This is a genomic window from Teichococcus aerofrigidensis (assembly GCF_054073225.1).
On record NZ_JBSXMU010000035.1, the window covers coordinates 1 to 16,056 of the forward strand.

The window sequence follows — 16,056 nt, forward strand, 5'->3', positions numbered from 1 at the left end:
GGCCGCCGACGTGGCGCGGCGCATCGGCGCCACCCCCGACGCCGAGGCCGAGGCCGGCAGCCGCGCGGAGGTGCTGATCCTGGGCGAGAGCGGGGCGCGGGCGCGGGAGATGGCGGCCGGGCTCGCCGCCGCGGGTGTCGCCATGCCGCCGCTGCGCCTCGCCGGCCATGCCCTCTGGATCAGCGACGAGAGCCTGGGCCAGGAGCCCGCCCTGGCCGGCGCCTGGTTCCCCGGCCCCGACCCGGCGGCGCGGGGCGCCTTCGACAACCGCTATCAGGCGGCCTTCGGAGAGCGCCCGGCGCGCATTGCCGGCGCCGCCTACGACGCCGCCGCCCTGGCCGCCCGCGCCCTGCGCGGCGCTCAGACGGATGCCGGTGCGGCGCCGCAGATCCCGCTGGGCGAGGTGGTGCTCGGCGCCGACGGCGCGCTGCGGCTCAATCCCGGTGGGCAGGTGCAGCGGGCGCTGGCGGTGTATTCGATCGCCCCGGGCAGCCCGCCCGGCGTGGTGGCCCCGGCCGAGCTGCCCGGCAGCGCCGGTTACTGAGCCCCCGCCGGAGCCGGGCCTGACCGGATCGGGGCACGGCGCCGGCGCATCGACAGGGCGGCCATCCTGCCGGACAATGCCGCCCCGCCACCGAGGGGGATGCGCATGGAGGAGGAGAGGCTGTCGCCCGGCCGCTGGCTGGGCTCGGCAGGGCTGATCGGCGGCGTGCCGCTGCTGCTCCTCGCCCTGCTCGGGCTGAGCGGGCAGGCCGAGGCGGACGTGGTGCTGTTCTGCCTCGCGCTGACCGCCGCCGCGGCGCTGCTGCTGTCCTGGTTCTGGCTGCGTGACCTGTCGCGCCTGGCGCGGTCCCTGCGCCATGCGGCGGAGGGCGGAATGCCGGCGCCGCGAAGCGAGGCCGAGGCCAGCCACCGGGGCCTCGCCATCCCGATTCTCTCCGAGGTGTCCGAGGGCGTGACGCGGCTGATCGGCCACCTCGCCGAGCGGCAGGCGATGGTCGAGCGGCTGCGCCGCAGCGACGCCGCCATTCTGGAAAGCCTGCCGGACCCCTTGCTGGTGCTGGGCGCCGACCGCGCGCCGCTGCGCGCCAACGCGGCGGCGCGCGCCCTCTTCGCCGCGCCGGCCGCCGAATCGGGGCCGCTGGCGGGCGATGCCGCCGCGCTGCTGCGCCACCCGAAGCTGGCGGGGGCGGTGGACCGTGCCCTGGCCGAGGGGGAAGGGCAGAGCACGGACATCACCCTGCCCGTGCCGGTGCCGCGCGAGCTGGCCGTGCAGGTCATCCCGCTCGATCCGCCGCTGATCGATGGCGGGCGGCTGGTGGTGCTGCTGGCCGACCGCACGCGGGAGCGCGCGGTGGAACGGATGCGCGCCGATTTCGTGGCCAATGCCAGCCACGAATTGCGCACCCCGCTGGCCAGCCTGATGGGCTTCATCGAGACGCTGCGCGGGCCGGCGAAGGACGATCCGGAGGCGCAGGCGCGCTTCCTCGGCATCATGGCCGAGCAGTCGGAACGGATGCGGCGGCTGATCGAGGACCTGCTCGGCCTCTCGCGCATCGAGCTGGCCGAGCACCAGGCGCCCACCGGCCGCGTCGCGCTCGCCGCCCTGGCGCGGGCCGAGACCGAGGCCATGGCGCCGATCCTGGACAGCCGGGCGGTCACGTTGCGGCTCGATCTCGACGAGACGGTGGAGGCGGCGCCGGCCGATGCCGGGCAGCTCGCCCAGGTGCTGCGCAACCTGCTGGAGAACGCGGTGAAGCATGGCGGGCAGGCCTGCCACATCACCCTGGCGGTCAGCCGCGCCGAGGCGCCACGGCCCGGTGCGCTGCTCAGCGTGACCGATGACGGGCCCGGCATCGCGCGCGAGCACATCCCGCGGCTGACGGAGCGCTTCTACCGGGTGGACAAGGCGCGTTCGCGCAGCGCCGGCGGCACCGGCCTCGGCCTCGCCATCGTCAAGCACATCGTCAACCGCCATCGCGGCCAGCTGCTGATCGAAAGCCAGGAGGGCGAGGGCGCGACCTTCAGGGTCTGGCTGCCCTCCGGGTGATGGCGGCCGGAGAGGGCGCCCTCAGCCGGCGGTGCCCGCCCCGGAGGGCCGCCGCCTCTGCCGCCGCCCCGGCGCCGCGATCGCCTGGCCCAGCATGGCCCGCTCGCGCCCCTCGGCGCCACGCAGCAGCTCGGGGATCACCGTGGCCTCGGGCAGGTTGCGCCAGTACTTCTTCGGCATCTCGGCGCGCATCGCCTCGGGCTTCAGCCGGGCCGGATTGAAGATGCTGGCGAAGTAGGTGCGCCAGAGATCCTCGGCGGCATCGGCGGCGGGGGCCTCGGCGCGGCGCGCGCCGGCGGTGAAGGTGGTGACGGCGCCGTCCCAGTGGGCGCAGCGGCGCGGCGTCAGGATCGACCAGCGCAGGGCGGCGAAGCGGCGCTCGAAGAACCCCGCCTCGGCCTCCACGATATGATGCTCCGGCTCGAACCACGCGACCGAGCGCACCCCGTCCGGCGTCTCCACCTCGCGGAAGCGCAGGAAGGCGTGCATCTTGTGCGCGTCCCGCCGCACCGCCCGCGCCATGGCGGCGAGGCGGGCCATGCGCGCCTCGGTCGGCGTACGCAACAGGCCGGGGCGGCGGCGGGCATCCCAGAGCAGGCCATAGAGCAGGGCGAAGCGTTCCGGGTCGCTGTGCCGGATGGCCAGCTCAGCCTGGACCAGGAAGTCGCGCGGCACGGCGGGGGAGGGGGCGTCGCGCGGCAGGTCGGGCGCGGCGCCGTCGAACAGGCCGGCGGCCCCGTCCTGCCCGGGCCAGGAGACCGCCTCGGGGGCGATGCCGGCGGCGAGCAGGCCGCGCGCGGCGGCGCGCCAGCCGTCGAAATCGGCCGGGCCGGCGAGGCGGATACTACAGGCCAAGGGCGAGCTGCTCCGGCCGTGCCGCCCGGGCGAAGGCGCTTCCCGGCTGCAACTGCCGCCGGAGCCCGGCGGAATCGATCTGTCCCGGCGGCGGCCGGTGGTCGGGCGCGGTCAGGAAGGGCGCCACCTTGCGCAGCGGCACGCGCAGCCGGGCGAGGTCGGCGAGCTTCACCCGCCCGTGCCGCCGTGCCTCGAGCACCCGTTCCACCGTGCGGGCGCCGAGGCCGGGCACGCGCAGCAGCGCCGCGCGCGAGGCGCGGTTGAGGTCGAGGGGGAAGCCGGCGCGGTGCTTCAGCGCCCAGGCCAGCTTCGGGTCGATCTCGAGGTCGAGCATGCCGGCCTCGCCGCCGGCCAGGATCTCGCTCGGCCGGAAGCCGTAGAAGCGCATCAGCCAGTCGGCCTGGTAGAGCCGGTGCTCGCGCAACAGCGGCGGCGGCGCCGGGGGCAGGGCGGCCGAGGCGGCGGGAATCGGCGAGTAGCCGGAATAATAGACCCGCTTCAGGCCGAAGCGGCTGTAGAGCCCGTCGCTGGCGTCCAGCACCTGGCCGTCGGTGCTGGCATCGGCGCCGACGATCATCTGCGTCGACTGCCCGGCCGGGGCGAAGCGCGGCGGCAGGGCGCGGCGGGCCTCGCGCCGCTCGGCGCCGGCCGTCGCGATCCGGGTGGAGAGTTCGGCCATGGCGCCCTCGATCACCGGCATGTCCTTCTCGGGCGCCAGGGCACGCAGGCTGGCGGCCTGCGGCAGCTCGACATTGATCGACAGGCGGTCGGCCAGCAGCCCGGCCTCGGCCAGCAGTTCCGGCGCCGCCTCGGGGATGGTCTTGAGATGGATGTAGCCCTTGAAGCCATGCTCCTGGCGCAGCGCGCGCGCCACGCGGACGATCTGCTCCATGGTGTAGTCGGGGCTGCGAATGATGCCGGAGGAGAGGAACAGCCCCTCGATGTAGTTGCGGCGGTAGAAGGCCAGGGTCAGCCGGACCAGCTCCTCCACGGTGAAGCGGGCGCGGCGGACCGGGGCGGAGGCGCGGTTGATGCAATAGGCGCAGTCGAAGACGCAGGCATTGGTCAGCAGCACCTTGAGCAGGGAGATGCAGCGCCCGTCCGGCGCATAGGCGTGGCAGATGCCCATGCCCTCGGTGCTGCCGAGGCCGCCCTGGCGCGAATCGCGCTTCTCGGTGCCGGAGGAGGCGCAGGAGGCGTCGTACTTGGCGGCATCGGCCAGCACCGCCAGCTTGGCGCGGAGGTCCATGGGAAAAGCCCTGAAGGATAGTTCTTGATATGTTCTTTCAGGGCCCGGGCGCAAGGCCCGGCGTCGCGCGAGGCCTTGCGGCGCCGGCCCGTCAGGGCCAGCGCACCTCGGGCGGCATGGACATCAGGATCGCCTCGACATTGCCGCCGGTCCGCAACCCGAACAGGGTGCCGCGGTCCTGCAGCAGGTTGAACTCGACATAGCGCCCGCGGCGGACCAGCTGGTGCTCGCGCTCGGCCTCGGTCCAGGGCTCGTGCATGCGGCGGCGGACGATGGCGGGATAGGCGGCGAGGAAGGCCTCGCCGACGTCGCGGGTGAAGGCGAAGTGGTCCGGCAGGCGGGCCTCGTCGGCCTCGTCGCGGCCGAGCCAGTCGTAGAAGATGCCGCCCGCGCCGCGCGGCTCGCCCCGGTGCGGCAGGAAGAAGTACTCGTCGCACCATTGCTTGAAGCGCGGGTAGTAGGCCGGGTCGTGCCGGTCGCAGGCGGCGCGGTAGGCGGCGTGGAAGGTGGCGGCGTCGGCCTGCGATTCGGGCGCGTCGAGGCGCATCGGCGTCAGGTCGCCCCCGCCGCCGAACCAGGGGCGGGTGGTGGTGATGAAGCGGGTATTCATATGCGCCGCCGGCACGCGCGGGGAGCGCATGTGGGCGACCAGCGAGACGCCGGTGGCCAGGAAGCGCGGATCCTCCTCCGCGCCCGGGATCTGGCGGCGGAACTCGGGGCTGAACTCGCCCCAGACGGTGGAGACATTGACCCCCACCTTCTCGAAGACTCGGCCGCGCATCACCGCCATCACGCCCCCGCCGCCGCCCTCGCGCCGCCAGGGCGTGCGGGCGAAGCGCCCGGCGGGGAGGCCGGCCTGCGGCCCGGAGGCCAGCTCGTCCTCGATCGCCTCGAAGGCGGCGCAGAGGCGGTCGCGCAGCGATTCGAACCAGGCCGCGGCGGGGGCGGCGAGGGGATGGCGGTCGGTCTCGGGGGACTGGGTCATGGCGGTCACGGCCTCCTCTGCGACGGCGAGGACGCCCCGCCCGCGCTGCGCTACCGCGATGCCGTCGGCGCCGCAACGCGCAGAAAGGCGGGCTTCGGCCGGGGCGTGCGGCGCCAGGGGCGATTGCCACCCCGCATACCCTGCCTTTATATGGCCATGGCGCATGGCAGCAGCGCGGTGACGCGCTTGCCCCGGCGCCTCCGCTTGTGCGCGGAAAGGGGTTCAGCGGCGCCCAGCCTGCCAGGTTTCGGGGTGCCGCCAGGAGGGACGGAAAGAGGGATGGCCGATACGCTTGCGCCGAGCAGCTCCCCCGCGATGGGCGGCTCCCATGGGGGCGGCTCCCCTGGGGATGATCCGCACGCGGCCGAAGGGACGAAGCGGGATTTCCTGAAACTGGTGGCCGGCTCCTTCGCGGCGGTCGGCGTCGGCGCCGTGGTCTGGCCCTTCATCGCCTCGATGAACCCGGCGAAGGACGTGCTGGCCCTGGCGAGCACCGATGTGCAGCTCGACCATATCGCCGAGGGCCAGGCGGTCACCGTCATGTGGCGCGGCAAGCCGGTCTTCGTGCGCCACCGCACGGGGGCGGAGATCCAGGAGGCCGAGGGCGTGCCGCTCTCCGACCTGCGCGACCCGCAGACCGACGATGCCCGCGTCCACCGCCGCCCGTGGCTGGTGGTGGTCGGCGTCTGCACCCACCTCGGCTGCGTGCCGCTGGGGCAGAAATCGACCGATCCGCGCGGTGAATTCGGCGGCTGGTTCTGCCCCTGCCACGGCAGCCACTACGACACCTCCGGCCGCATCCGCCGCGGCCCGGCGCCCCTGAACCTGGCCGTGCCGGATTACGAGTTCACGTCCGACACCCAGATCCGCATCGGCTGAGGACCGCACCCCATGGCATCCGGCCTTCACGAGAGCAGCTTCACCAACCCGGTGGTGCGCTGGATCGACCAGCGCATGCCGGTCTTCACCATGATGCAGAAGGAGTACGGGACCTTCCCGACTCCGCGGAATTTCAACTACTTCTGGAATTTCGGCGCGCTGGCCATGATCAACCTGATGATCATGATCGCCACCGGCATCTTCCTGGCGATGAACTACACGGCGCACACCTCGCTCGCCTTCGACAGCGTCGAGCGCATCATGCGCGACGTGAACTACGGCTGGCTGATCCGCTACGTGCACATGAACGGCGCCTCGATGTTCTTCATCGTGGTCCTCGTGCACGTCTGGCGCGGCATGTACTACGGCTCCTACAAGGCGCCGCGCGAGCTGCTCTGGATCCTCGGCGTCGTCATCTTCCTGCTGATGATGGCCACCGCCTTCATGGGCTACGTGCTGCCCTGGGGCCAGATGTCCTTCTGGGGCGCCACCGTCATCACCAACCTGTTCAGCGCCATCCCGCTGGTCGGCGACAGCATCGTGACGCTGCTCTGGGGCGGCTTCTCCGTGGACAACCCCACGCTGAACCGCTTCTTCAGCCTGCACTACCTGCTGCCCTTCGTGATCGCGGGCGTGGTCTTCCTGCATGTCGCGGCGCTGCACATCACGGGGTCCAACAACCCGCTGGGCATCGAGCCCAAGGGCCCGCAGGACACGCTGCCCTTCCACCCCTACTACACGATCAAGGACAGCGTCGGGATCGTCGTCTACCTGATCGTCTTCGCCTTCCTCGTCTTCTTCACGCCGAACTACCTGGGCCATCCGGACAACTACATCCCGGCCAACCCGCTCTCGACGCCCGCGCATATCGTGCCGGAATGGTACTTCCTGCCCTTCTACGCCATCCTGCGCGCGGTGCCGAACAAGCTGGGCGGCGTGCTGATGATGTTCGGCTCGATCGCCATCCTCTTCGTGCTGCCCTGGCTGGACCGCTCGCCGGTGCGCTCGATGCGCTTCCGCCCGATCGCCAAGTGGCTGTTCCTGCTCTGGACGGTGAATTTCTTCGTCCTGATGTACTGCGGCGGCATGCCGGCCGAAGAGCCCTACGTCACCGTCAGCCGCTTCGCGACCGCCTACTACTTCGGCTACTTCCTGGTGATCCTGCCGCTGCTCGCCAAGATCGAGCGGCCCCTGCCGCTGCCCGAGAGCATCGCCCGACCCGTGCTGCGGGGCGGTGGGCCGCTGCCCGGCGCCGCGACCGCCCAGCCGATGGAGAAGGCGTGATGGCCCTGCGTTCCCTGAAGGCCGCCGCCAAGGCCGTCACCCTGGCGGCCACCCTGGCCCTCCCGCTTGCCCTCGGCGCCGCCCCGGCGGCGCGGGCCGCCGAGGGGGTCGCCGTCCCGGACACCAAGTTCTCCTTCGACGGCCTCTTCGGCACCTTCGACCGCGGCGAGCTGCAGCGCGGCTTCCAGGTCTATAAGGAAGTCTGCTCGGCCTGCCACGCCATGCACCTGGTGGCCTACCGCAACCTGCGCGAGATCGGCCTCTCCGAGGCCGAGGTCGCCGCCGTGGCCGCGGGCTACCAGATCCCCGACGGGCCGAACGACGATGGCGAGATGTTCGAGCGCCCCGGCCGCGCCTCGGACCGCTTCCGCCGCCCCTTCGCCAATGACGCGGCGGCGCGCGCGGCCAACAACGGGGCGCTGCCCCCCGACCTGTCGCTGATGACCAAGGCCCGCCCGGGCGGCGCCGACTACGTGCATGCCCTGCTGATGGGCTACGAGGCCCCGCCGGAGGGCGTCACGGTCATGGAGGGGATGCACTACAACAAGTACTTCCCCGGCCATCAGATCGCCATGGCGCCGCCGATCAGCAGCGACGGCCAGGTGCAGTACGCCGATGGGACCACCGCCACGGTGGACCGCATGGCGACCGATGTCTCGGCCTTCCTCGCCTGGGCGGCCGAGCCGGAGCTGGAGACCCGCCGCGCCATGGGCGTGCGGATCATCCTCTTCCTGGTCATCCTCGGCGGCCTGACCTATGCGGTGAAGCGGAAGATCTGGGCCAGGGTCCACTGAGGCGGGGCGGCACCCCGCCGCCCTCCGCATGAAGGGCCGCCGCCGGAGCCGGACTCCGGTGGCGGCCCTTTCCTCGTCGCAGGGAAGCATTCCATGACCGACATCATCGAACCCGTCATCGGCCTGATCGGCGGCTCCGGCCTCTACGACATCGACGGGCTGGAGGAGCGCGCGTGGCGCCGGGTGGACAGCCCCTGGGGCGAACCCTCCGACGAGCTGCTCTTCGGCCGGCTCGACGGCGTGCGCTGCGTCTTCCTGCCCCGCCACGGCCGCGGCCACCGCATGCCGCCCTCGGCGCTGAACTATCGCGCCAATATCGACGTGCTGAAGCGGGCGGGCGTGACCGAGATCCTGTCCCTCTCGGCCGTGGGCTCGCTGAACGGCGACCTGCCGCCCGGCACCTTCGTCATCGTCGACCAGTTCATCGACCGCACCTTCGCGCGGCAGAAGTCCTTCTTCGAGACCGGCTGCGTGGCGCATGTCTCGGTGGCGCATCCGACCTGCCCGCGCCTCGGCGACGCGGCCGAGCAGGCGGCGCGCGACATCGGCCTGAAGCACCGGCGCGGCGGCACCTATCTGGTCATGGAGGGGCCGCAGTTCTCCACCAAGGCGGAGAGCGAACTCTACCGCGCCTGGGGCTGCGACGTGATCGGCATGACCAACATGCCGGAGGCCAAGCTCGCCCGCGAGGCCGAGCTTTGCTACGCGACCATCGCCATGGTCACCGATTTCGACTGCTGGCACCCCGACCACGACGCCGTATCGGTCGAGGCGGTGGTGAAGGTGATGTACGAGAACGCCGACCGCGCCAAGGCGCTGGTGAAGGCGGTGGTGCCGATGCTGGGCGCGCCGCGCGGCCCCTGCCCGGCGGGCTGCGACCGGGCGCTGGAATACGCCATCGTCACGCCGCCCGAGAAGCGCGACCCGGCGCTGATGGCCCGGCTCGACGCCGTCGCCGGCCGCGTGCTGCGCGGCTGAGGCCTGTCCCGGCGGCGGCCTCAGCCCGGCATGCAGAGCCGCTCCAGCATCAGCACCAGCTCCTGCGGGTCATAGGGCTTGGACAGCACCGGCGCGCCGCGGTGCCGCTCCGGCAGCCCCGCCGCGCCATAGCCGGTGGCGACGACGAAGGGGATCTCCATCTCGACCAGCCGGTCCGCCACCGGCGTGGAGACCTGGCCGGCCAGGTTGATGTCGAGCACCGCGGCGGCGGGGGCGGCGCCGGAGAAGTATTCCAGCGCCTCCTCCACCGTCGCCGCCGGGCCGAGCACGTCCGCGCCGGCCTCGATCAGCGCATCCTCCACCAGCATGGCGATGAGGGCCTCGTCCTCGACAACCAGCACGCGAAGCCCCTGCAGCCGGTTCATGCGCTCTCCTCCTCCACCTGGGGTCCACTCACGGGCCGGAAGCGGATCTCCGCCATGAAGCCCGCCTCCGCATAGTCCATCTCGACGCCTGAGCCGGGGCCGAGTTCGGCCGGCAGGCCACGCTCCAGCATCCGGCTGCCGAAGCCGCGGCGCGAGGGCGGGCGCACGGGCGGCCCGCCGCGCTCCTGCCAGGTCAGCCGCACCATGCCATCCGGGTCGCCCCGCCAGGTCACCTCGACCTGACCCTCGGGCCGCGACAGGGCGCCGTGCTTGATCGCGTTGGTGGCCAGCTCGTGCAGGGCCAGGGCAAGGCCAAGGGCCTGACGCGGCGCCAGCCAGACCGAGGGGCCGTCGATCAGCAGGTGCGGCTCGCCGCCGGGTTCGGCATCCCCCTGCCAGGGGGCGAGGGCGGCCCGTGCCGTGTCCTCCAGCGTGGCGCCGCGCCAGGTGCGCGCGGTCAGCAGGTCGTGCCCGCGCGACAGGGTCAGCAGCCGCGCCTGGAAGTCGTTCAGGAAGCGCGGGATCGCCTCGGCGCTGGTGCCGGCGGTGCGCGCCGTCTGCAGGGCCAGGGAATGCACCGTGGCCAGGGTGTTCTTGACCCGGTGGTTCAGCTCGCCGAGCAGCAGCGCCTGCCGCGCCTCGGCGGCCTTGGCCGCCGTGATGTCGCGCGCCAGGCCGCCGCGCCGGGTCATGATTCCCTGGGTGTCGAGGATGGGGAAGCTGACGTCGCGGATCCAGCGCATGCCGCCATCGGGCCGCAGGATGCGGTACTCGACATCGTAGCCGCCCTCGCGGCCGGCCGCCTCCATCGCCTGGCGGTAGCGCTCCTGGTCGGCCGGGTGGATGGCGTCGCGGCCGGCCGCCGGGTTCTCGAACATCCGCTCGCGCGCGATGCCCCAGATCCGCTCGAAGGCGGGGCTGACGAACTCCATGGTCTGCCAGTCGGGCGAGACCATCCACATCACATCCGGGCTCGCCTCGGCGAAGCGGCGGAACCGGCTCTCCGAGGCGGCCAGCGCCATGGCGGCCTGCACCGCCGCCTCGCGGGAGGCGGCCTGGGCGGACACCTGCCGGGCCAGGGCCTCGCGCGCCTCGACCAGGTCGGAGACATCGGTGACGGCGCCGATCCAGCGGCGGATGCTGCCATCCGGCGCCCGGGCCGGCAGGGCGCGCACCATGCACCAGCGCCAGCCGCCCTCCATGCGGCGCAGGCGCAGCTCGGTGCTGAAGGCCTCGCCCTTGCGCAGCGCGCGCTGCCAGGCCCGCTCGGCGCGCCGCTGGTCCTCCGGGTGGATGATCTGCGCCAGCGCCTGCATGGCCACCGCCGGCGCCATGCCGGTGAAGTCCTGCAGGCGCGGATTGACGTAGTCGATGCGCCCATCCGGCAGGCTGGACCAGACCACCTGCGGGATGGCCTCGGCCAGGGTGCGGAAGCGCAGCTCGCTCTCGCGCAGCGCCTCGCCGGCGCGCCGCTCGGCATCGATGTCGGTGATGGCGACGACGGCGCCTTTCAGCGTGCCCTGCGCGTCGCGTACCGGCGCGGCGGCGATGCGCAACCAGCCCATGCTGCCGTCCCCGCGGCGGTAGTGATACTCGCCGCTGGCCGGCAGGCCGGTCAGCAGGGTGCGGCCGATTGGCAGCTCGGCGCCCGCCGCGCGCCGGCCATCGGCATGATAGGCCTCGAAATCCTCGCGATACTGCGCGATGCCGGCGGAGAGCCGCACCGGGTGACGCAGGATATCCTCCAGCCGGCGGTTACCCAGCAGGATACGGCCCGAGGGCGCCTCGGCCAGCAGCACGCCGACCGGCACATTGTCCATCACCGCCTTCAGACGCGCCTCGCTGTCGCGCAGCGCCGCCTCGGCCGCGCGCTGGTCGGTGACGTCGCGGAAGAACAGGGTGAGCCCCTCGGTCGAGGGATAGACATCGGCGGAGATCCAGCGGCCGAGGGCGGGGTGGAAGGCGGTGGCGCCCTGCGGGGTTCCCTCCTGCGCGGCGCGGCGGCAGACGGCGCCGAAGGGTCCGCTGTCCCAGCCGGGGAAGCCTTCGCGGAGCGGGCGGCCGATCAGTTCGCGCTGCCCGGCCTGTGCCCGGGCGCGGCCGTTGATGTAGAGGACGATGCCGTCACGGTCGAGCACCAGCACGCTGTCGGTCGTGGTCTCCAGCACGGTCTGCAGCCGGGCGGTCAGCGTGATCCGCTCCGCCTCCAGCGCCTCGCGCTCGGCCGCCGCGAGGCTGAGCGCCCGCGCCGCGCTGTCGATCTCGAAGAGGCCGCTCGGCGGGAAGGGCGGCAGCGCCGCGCCACGGCCGAAGGCGCTGGCCATGCGGCCGAGGCGGCCGAGCGGCAGGGCGATGCGCCGGTCCACCCAGAAGGCGAGCGCCAGGGTGAAGACCAGCAGCATCAGCCCGCCCATCACCAGCACCGGGCTCAGCGTGCGCAGCAGGTTGCCGTCGAGCTGTTCCGCCGGCAGGCCGATCAGCACCACCCATTCGGTGCCGACGACCCGGTGCCAGGCGGTGTAGAGCGGCACGCGGTCGCGGCTGCGCCCGCGCAGCCAGCCGCTGGCCTCGCCGCTCGCCACGGCCTGCTGCGTGGCGCTCTGCGACGAGGCGCGATGGCCGATCATGCCCTCGATCGGCGGCAGGCGCGCGATCAGCCGGCCCTCCGCATCGGCGATCACCGCGATCCAGCCGGGCGGCAGGTCCACGAGCTCGAGCGGCCGGCTCCAGATCCGCTGAGGCGCGATCTCGGCCGAGACGAAGAGGCGCGGCGGGCCGGAGGGCACCGCCACCGCCTGTACGATATCGACGCGATAGACGTTGTTCTCGGGGTCCATCCGCAGGTTGGAGACGCCGCTGCGCTGCGGCGACTCGGGCAGCACCGGCAGGCTGTCCTCATCCGCCCAGTCCTCGAAGGGAATCGCGGTGTCGACCAGCACGCGGCCCTGGCGGTCGGTCAGGCGGATGCGCCCTTCCTCGCCCTCCAGCACGGCCCGGGCCTGCTGGTGGAAGACGTCGTAGCGCCCGTCGCGCAGAGCGGGGGAGGTGGCGAGCGCGCTCAGCTCGCCGCGCAGGCCAAGGATCTCGCGCTCCAGCACGAAGGCGACGCCCTGCGACATCTCGCGCGCGGCGGCGGCCAGGCGCTCGTTCTCGGCATCGGCCATGCGGCCGGCGATATGCCCGGCCAGGGCCCAGAGCGGCAGCAGGGCGGCCAGGGCGATCATCAGCAGATGCAGGCGGACGGTGGGCTTCCAGCCGGGCAGCCACGCCCTCATGCCGTCCGCCTCCGTCCCTGCCGCCGCTTGCGGCGAGACGTCATGCCGAATATTCCGTGCCCGCGCGGGGAAGGCCGCCTGTCGCCGCAACCGAGACATGCATGGCCCTGCTAGAACTGCACCCTGCATAGACCAAGCGGCGCCGGCCCGCATCCCCCAACCGTGCTTCCCCCGATCGAGAGTCCCGGTTCCCGGGCCCGGCCGCCCGCTCCCCAGGGGAAAGGGGAGGGGGCGGTGGCAAGACCTCAGTCGGCGTACTGGCCGGCGGCCTCGATCACCGGGCGCCACTTGGCGATATCGGCCTCCCAGAAGGCCTTGTGCGCCGCCGGGGTGGCCCGCTCCGCCACCACCGGCTCGGTGCCGAGATCCTGGAAGCGGCGGGCCAGGCTTTCGTTGGCGAGCGCCGCCTGCAGCGCCTTCGACAGCCGCGCGATGACCGGCGCCGGCGTGCCCTTGGGCGCGTAGAGGCCGTGCCAGATGGTCACTTCCATCCCCGGCAGCCCCGCCTCGGCGGTGGTGGGCACGTTGGGCAGGGAGGGGAGGCGCTGCGGCGTGGTGACGGCGAAGACCTTCACCGCCCCGGCGCGGATATGGCTGGTGGTGTTGGTGGTCTGGTCGCACAACACGTCCACCGTGCCGGCGATCAGGTCGGTCATCGCCGGGCCGGTGCCGCGATAGGGGACGGTGGTCATCGGCGCGTCGATCGCCTTCTGCAGCAGCAGGCCGCAGAGGTGGCTGGCGGCGCCGATGCCGGCATTGGCGTAGTTGATCCCGGTGGTGTCGCGCTTCACCAGCGCCACCAGGTCCTGCAGCGTGTTCGCCGCGATGTCCTTGTTGGCGATGATGGTCATCGGCACCTCGGTGACCAGCCCGATCGGCTCGAACCCGCCCACCGGATCATAGCTCAGCCGGCGGTAGAGGCTGGGGGTGGTGCCCATGCCGATATGATGTAGCAGCAGCGTGTAGCCGTCCGGCCGGGCCTGGGCGACGCGGGCCGCGCCCAGCGTGCCGCCGGCGCCGCCGACATTCTCCACCACCACGGTCTGCCCGAGATCGCGGCCCATGCCCTCGGCGACGAGGCGGGTCACAGTGTCCGTCGGGCCGCCGGCGGCGAAGGGCACGACGATGGTGATGGTGCGGCTCGGGTAGTCCCCCTGCGCGCGCGCCGCCGTGGGGGCCAGCGCGAGGGTCACGGAGGCCAGCGCGGCCAGCCCGGCGGAAAGCAGGGGCAGGGCGGCCAGCAGGCTGCGTCGATGCATCGGATGTTCACTCCCGGTCTTGTGCCGTCCGATGAGACGGTCCGGCACTGTTCCCGATTAGCGAGGATGCTCCGGGGGGTGAACTAAAAAGAGCGGCGCCGCGCCTCAGCTGTCCATCTTGAGGGCGGCGATGAAGGCGCTCTGCGGGATCTCGACCTTGCCGAACTGCCGCATGCGCTTCTTGCCCTCCTTCTGCTTCTCCAGGAGCTTGCGCTTGCGGCTGATGTCGCCGCCGTAGCACTTGGCGGTGACGTCCTTGGACATGGCGGAGATGGTCTCGCGGGCGATGACGCGGCCGCCGATCGCCGCCTGGATGGGGATCTTGAAGAGCTGGCGGGGGATCAGCTCCTTCAGCTTCTCGCAGATCGAGCGGCCGCGCCGCTCGGCCTGGGAGCGGTGCGCCATGAAGGAGAGCGCGTCCACCGGCTCGTTGTTCACCAGGATGGAGATCTTGACCAGGTCGCCCTCGTCATAGCCGTCCATCTGGTAGTCGAAGGAGGCATAGCCGCGGCTGACGCTCTTGAGGCGGTCGTAGAAGTCGAACACCACCTCGTTCAGCGGCAGGCGGTAGACCGCCATGGCGCGGTTGCCGACATAGGTCAGCTCCACCTGCTGGCCGCGCCGTTCGGAGCACAGCGTCAGGATGGCCCCCAGATGCTCGTCCGGGACCATGATGGTGGCCTTGATCCAGGGCTCCTGGATGCTCTCGATCAGCGACGGGTCCGGCATGTCGGCCGGGTTGTGCAGGTCCGTCTCCTCGCCCTTGGTCAGCTTCAGCTTGTAGACGACGCTGGGCGCCGTCGCGATCAGGTCGAGGTCGAACTCGCGGGAGAGGCGCTCCTGGATGATCTCGAGGTGCAGCAGGCCCAGGAAGCCGCAGCGGAAGCCGAAGCCCAGCGCGGCGGAGCTCTCCGCCTCGAAATGGAAGGAGGCATCGTTCAGCCGCAGCTTGCCGAGCGATTCGCGCAGCTTCTCGAAGTCGTCGGCATCGACCGGATAGAGGCCGCACCAGACCACCGGGATGGAGGGCTTGAAGCCCGGCAGCGGCTCGGCGGCCGGCACGCGGTCGTCGGTGATGGTGTCGCCGACATTGGTCTCGGCCACCGTCTTGATGGCGGCGTTGAGGTAGCCCATCTCGCCCGGCCCCAGGCTGTCCACCGCCACCATCTTGGGGCGGAAGACGCCGACGCTGTCCACCGTGTGCGTCGTGCCCTCGGCCATGAAGCGGATCTTCTGGCCGCGGCGGATGGTGCCGTCCTTCACCCGGATCAGGATGATGACGCCGAGATAGGGGTCGTACCAGCTGTCCACCAGCAGCGCCTTCAGCGGCGCGCCGGCGTCGCCCGGCGGCGCCGGCAGGCGGTGGACGATGGCCTCCAGCACGCCCTCGATGTTGAGGCCGGACTTGGCGGAGATCTCCACCGCCTCCGAGGCGTCGAGGCCGATCACGTCCTCGATCTGCTGCTTCACCCGCTCCGGCTCGGCCGCCGGCAGGTCGATCTTGTTCAGGACCGGGACGATCTCGTGGTTGGCGTCGATCGCCTGGTAGACATTGGCCAGCGTCTGCGCCTCGACCCCCTGGGAGGCATCGACCACCAGCAGGGAGCCCTCGCAGGCGGCCAGCGAGCGGGAGACCTCATAGGCGAAATCGACGTGGCCCGGCGTGTCCATCAGGTTGAGGACATAGGTCTCGCCGTCCTTCGCCTTGTAGTCGAGGCGGACGGAGGCCGCCTTGATGGTGATGCCGCGCTCCTGCTCCAGCTCCATGCTGTCGAGCATCTGCTCCTTCATCTCCCGTTGGGAGATGGCCCCGGTGGCCTGGATCAGCCGGTCGGCCAGGGTGGATTTCCCGTGGTCGATATGGGCGATGATGGAGAAGTTGCGGATGCGGGAGAGAGGTGTGTCGGTCATGCTGTTCCGGCGGCAGGTCGAGGCGGAGCGCACCCGCCGAGGTCTTGCCGCAGCAGATAGGGCAAGCGGCGGCGGAATCAAAGCGCGGCGGTGGCCGAGGCCGCGCCAAAGGGAGGGGCGGTAGCCGCGGGCCCAGCTAAGGCTTGTCAGC

General features: G+C 72.2%; 13 protein-coding genes. 6 read left to right on the forward strand and 7 right to left on the reverse strand.

Annotated features, from left to right (window positions below; all coding sequences use genetic code 11):
* Nucleotides 1–544, forward strand: a 544-nt coding sequence (locus ACVMLK_RS09820) for an ABC transporter substrate-binding protein (RefSeq protein WP_457486293.1), incomplete at its 5' end; no start/stop codon positions are given.
* A gap of 99 nt (nucleotides 545–643) precedes the next feature.
* Nucleotides 644–2,050, forward strand: a complete 1,407-nt coding sequence (locus ACVMLK_RS09825) for an ATP-binding protein (protein WP_457486294.1) — start codon at nucleotides 644–646, stop codon at nucleotides 2,048–2,050.
* Nucleotides 2,051–2,071: 21 nt separating this feature from the next.
* On the opposite strand, the gene ACVMLK_RS09830 is transcribed toward ACVMLK_RS09825, so the two are convergent.
* The 3 genes from ACVMLK_RS09830 to hemF form a co-directional block, all read right to left on the reverse strand.
* Nucleotides 2,072–2,905: a TIGR03915 family putative DNA repair protein gene (locus ACVMLK_RS09830; protein ID WP_457486295.1), complete on the reverse strand. Its 834-nt coding sequence runs from the start codon at nucleotides 2,903–2,905 to the stop codon at nucleotides 2,072–2,074.
* Nucleotides 2,895–4,154, reverse strand: coding sequence for a putative DNA modification/repair radical SAM protein (locus tag ACVMLK_RS09835; RefSeq protein ID WP_457486296.1), 1,260 nt, complete (start codon nucleotides 4,152–4,154; stop codon nucleotides 2,895–2,897). The genes ACVMLK_RS09830 and ACVMLK_RS09835 overlap by 11 nt, the downstream gene beginning before the upstream one ends.
* A gap of 91 nt (nucleotides 4,155–4,245) precedes the next feature.
* Nucleotides 4,246–5,139 (reverse strand): oxygen-dependent coproporphyrinogen oxidase, encoded by an 894-nt coding sequence (hemF, locus tag ACVMLK_RS09840; protein WP_198365524.1) that lies wholly within the window; start codon nucleotides 5,137–5,139, stop codon nucleotides 4,246–4,248.
* Nucleotides 5,140–5,454: 315 nt separating this feature from the next.
* On the opposite strand from hemF, the gene petA reads away from it, so the two are divergent.
* From petA to ACVMLK_RS09860, 4 genes are all read left to right on the forward strand, one after another.
* Nucleotides 5,455–6,018, forward strand: coding sequence for a ubiquinol-cytochrome c reductase iron-sulfur subunit (petA, locus tag ACVMLK_RS09845; RefSeq protein ID WP_457486306.1), 564 nt, complete (start codon nucleotides 5,455–5,457; stop codon nucleotides 6,016–6,018).
* Between the two features lie 12 nt (nucleotides 6,019–6,030).
* The gene (locus ACVMLK_RS09850) at nucleotides 6,031–7,302 is read left to right on the forward strand and encodes a cytochrome b (RefSeq protein ID WP_422922746.1); all 1,272 of its coding nucleotides are present in this window, start codon (nucleotides 6,031–6,033) and stop codon (nucleotides 7,300–7,302) included.
* Nucleotides 7,302–8,096, forward strand: a complete 795-nt coding sequence (locus ACVMLK_RS09855; RefSeq protein ID WP_198365527.1) for a cytochrome c1 — start codon at nucleotides 7,302–7,304, stop codon at nucleotides 8,094–8,096. Before ACVMLK_RS09850 ends, ACVMLK_RS09855 begins: the two co-directional genes overlap by 1 nt.
* A gap of 93 nt (nucleotides 8,097–8,189) precedes the next feature.
* A complete protein-coding gene (locus ACVMLK_RS09860; protein WP_422922748.1) occupies nucleotides 8,190–9,074 on the forward strand; it encodes an S-methyl-5'-thioadenosine phosphorylase in 885 nt (294 codons plus the stop codon).
* Between the two features lie 20 nt (nucleotides 9,075–9,094).
* Here ACVMLK_RS09860 and ACVMLK_RS09865 read toward each other — a convergent pair whose 3' ends face one another.
* The 4 genes from ACVMLK_RS09865 to lepA form a co-directional block, all read right to left on the reverse strand.
* Nucleotides 9,095–9,460, reverse strand: coding sequence for a response regulator (locus ACVMLK_RS09865; protein ID WP_198365529.1), 366 nt, complete (start codon nucleotides 9,458–9,460; stop codon nucleotides 9,095–9,097).
* Complete coding sequence (locus ACVMLK_RS09870; RefSeq protein ID WP_457486297.1) at nucleotides 9,457–12,735, reverse strand: PAS domain S-box protein; 3,279 nt, start codon at nucleotides 12,733–12,735, stop codon at nucleotides 9,457–9,459. The genes ACVMLK_RS09865 and ACVMLK_RS09870 overlap by 4 nt, the downstream gene beginning before the upstream one ends.
* 245 nt (nucleotides 12,736–12,980) lie before the next feature.
* A complete protein-coding gene (locus tag ACVMLK_RS09875) occupies nucleotides 12,981–13,994 on the reverse strand; it encodes a tripartite tricarboxylate transporter substrate-binding protein (RefSeq protein WP_457486298.1) in 1,014 nt (337 codons plus the stop codon).
* Nucleotides 13,995–14,099: 105 nt separating this feature from the next.
* Nucleotides 14,100–15,905, reverse strand: a complete 1,806-nt coding sequence (gene lepA, locus ACVMLK_RS09880; RefSeq protein ID WP_457486299.1) for a translation elongation factor 4 — start codon at nucleotides 15,903–15,905, stop codon at nucleotides 14,100–14,102.
* Nucleotides 15,906–16,056 lie beyond the last annotated feature (151 nt).

Coding starts and splice junctions, on each gene's coding strand:
- ACVMLK_RS09825 (WP_457486294.1), top strand. CDS start 644: ATGCGCATGGAGGAGGAGAGGCTGTCGCCCGGCCGCTGGCTGGGCTCG.
- ACVMLK_RS09835 (WP_457486296.1), bottom strand. CDS start 4,154: ATGGACCTCCGCGCCAAGCTGGCGGTGCTGGCCGATGCCGCCAAGTAC.
- hemF (WP_198365524.1), bottom strand. CDS start 5,139: ATGACCCAGTCCCCCGAGACCGACCGCCATCCCCTCGCCGCCCCCGCC.
- petA (WP_457486306.1), top strand. CDS start 5,455: ATGGGCGGCTCCCATGGGGGCGGCTCCCCTGGGGATGATCCGCACGCG.
- ACVMLK_RS09850 (WP_422922746.1), top strand. CDS start 6,031: ATGGCATCCGGCCTTCACGAGAGCAGCTTCACCAACCCGGTGGTGCGC.
- ACVMLK_RS09855 (WP_198365527.1), top strand. CDS start 7,302: ATGGCCCTGCGTTCCCTGAAGGCCGCCGCCAAGGCCGTCACCCTGGCG.
- ACVMLK_RS09860 (WP_422922748.1), top strand. CDS start 8,190: ATGACCGACATCATCGAACCCGTCATCGGCCTGATCGGCGGCTCCGGC.
- ACVMLK_RS09865 (WP_198365529.1), bottom strand. CDS start 9,460: ATGAACCGGCTGCAGGGGCTTCGCGTGCTGGTTGTCGAGGACGAGGCC.
- ACVMLK_RS09870 (WP_457486297.1), bottom strand. CDS start 12,735: ATGAGGGCGTGGCTGCCCGGCTGGAAGCCCACCGTCCGCCTGCATCTG.
- ACVMLK_RS09875 (WP_457486298.1), bottom strand. CDS start 13,994: ATGCATCGACGCAGCCTGCTGGCCGCCCTGCCCCTGCTTTCCGCCGGG.
- lepA (WP_457486299.1), bottom strand. CDS start 15,905: ATGACCGACACACCTCTCTCCCGCATCCGCAACTTCTCCATCATCGCC.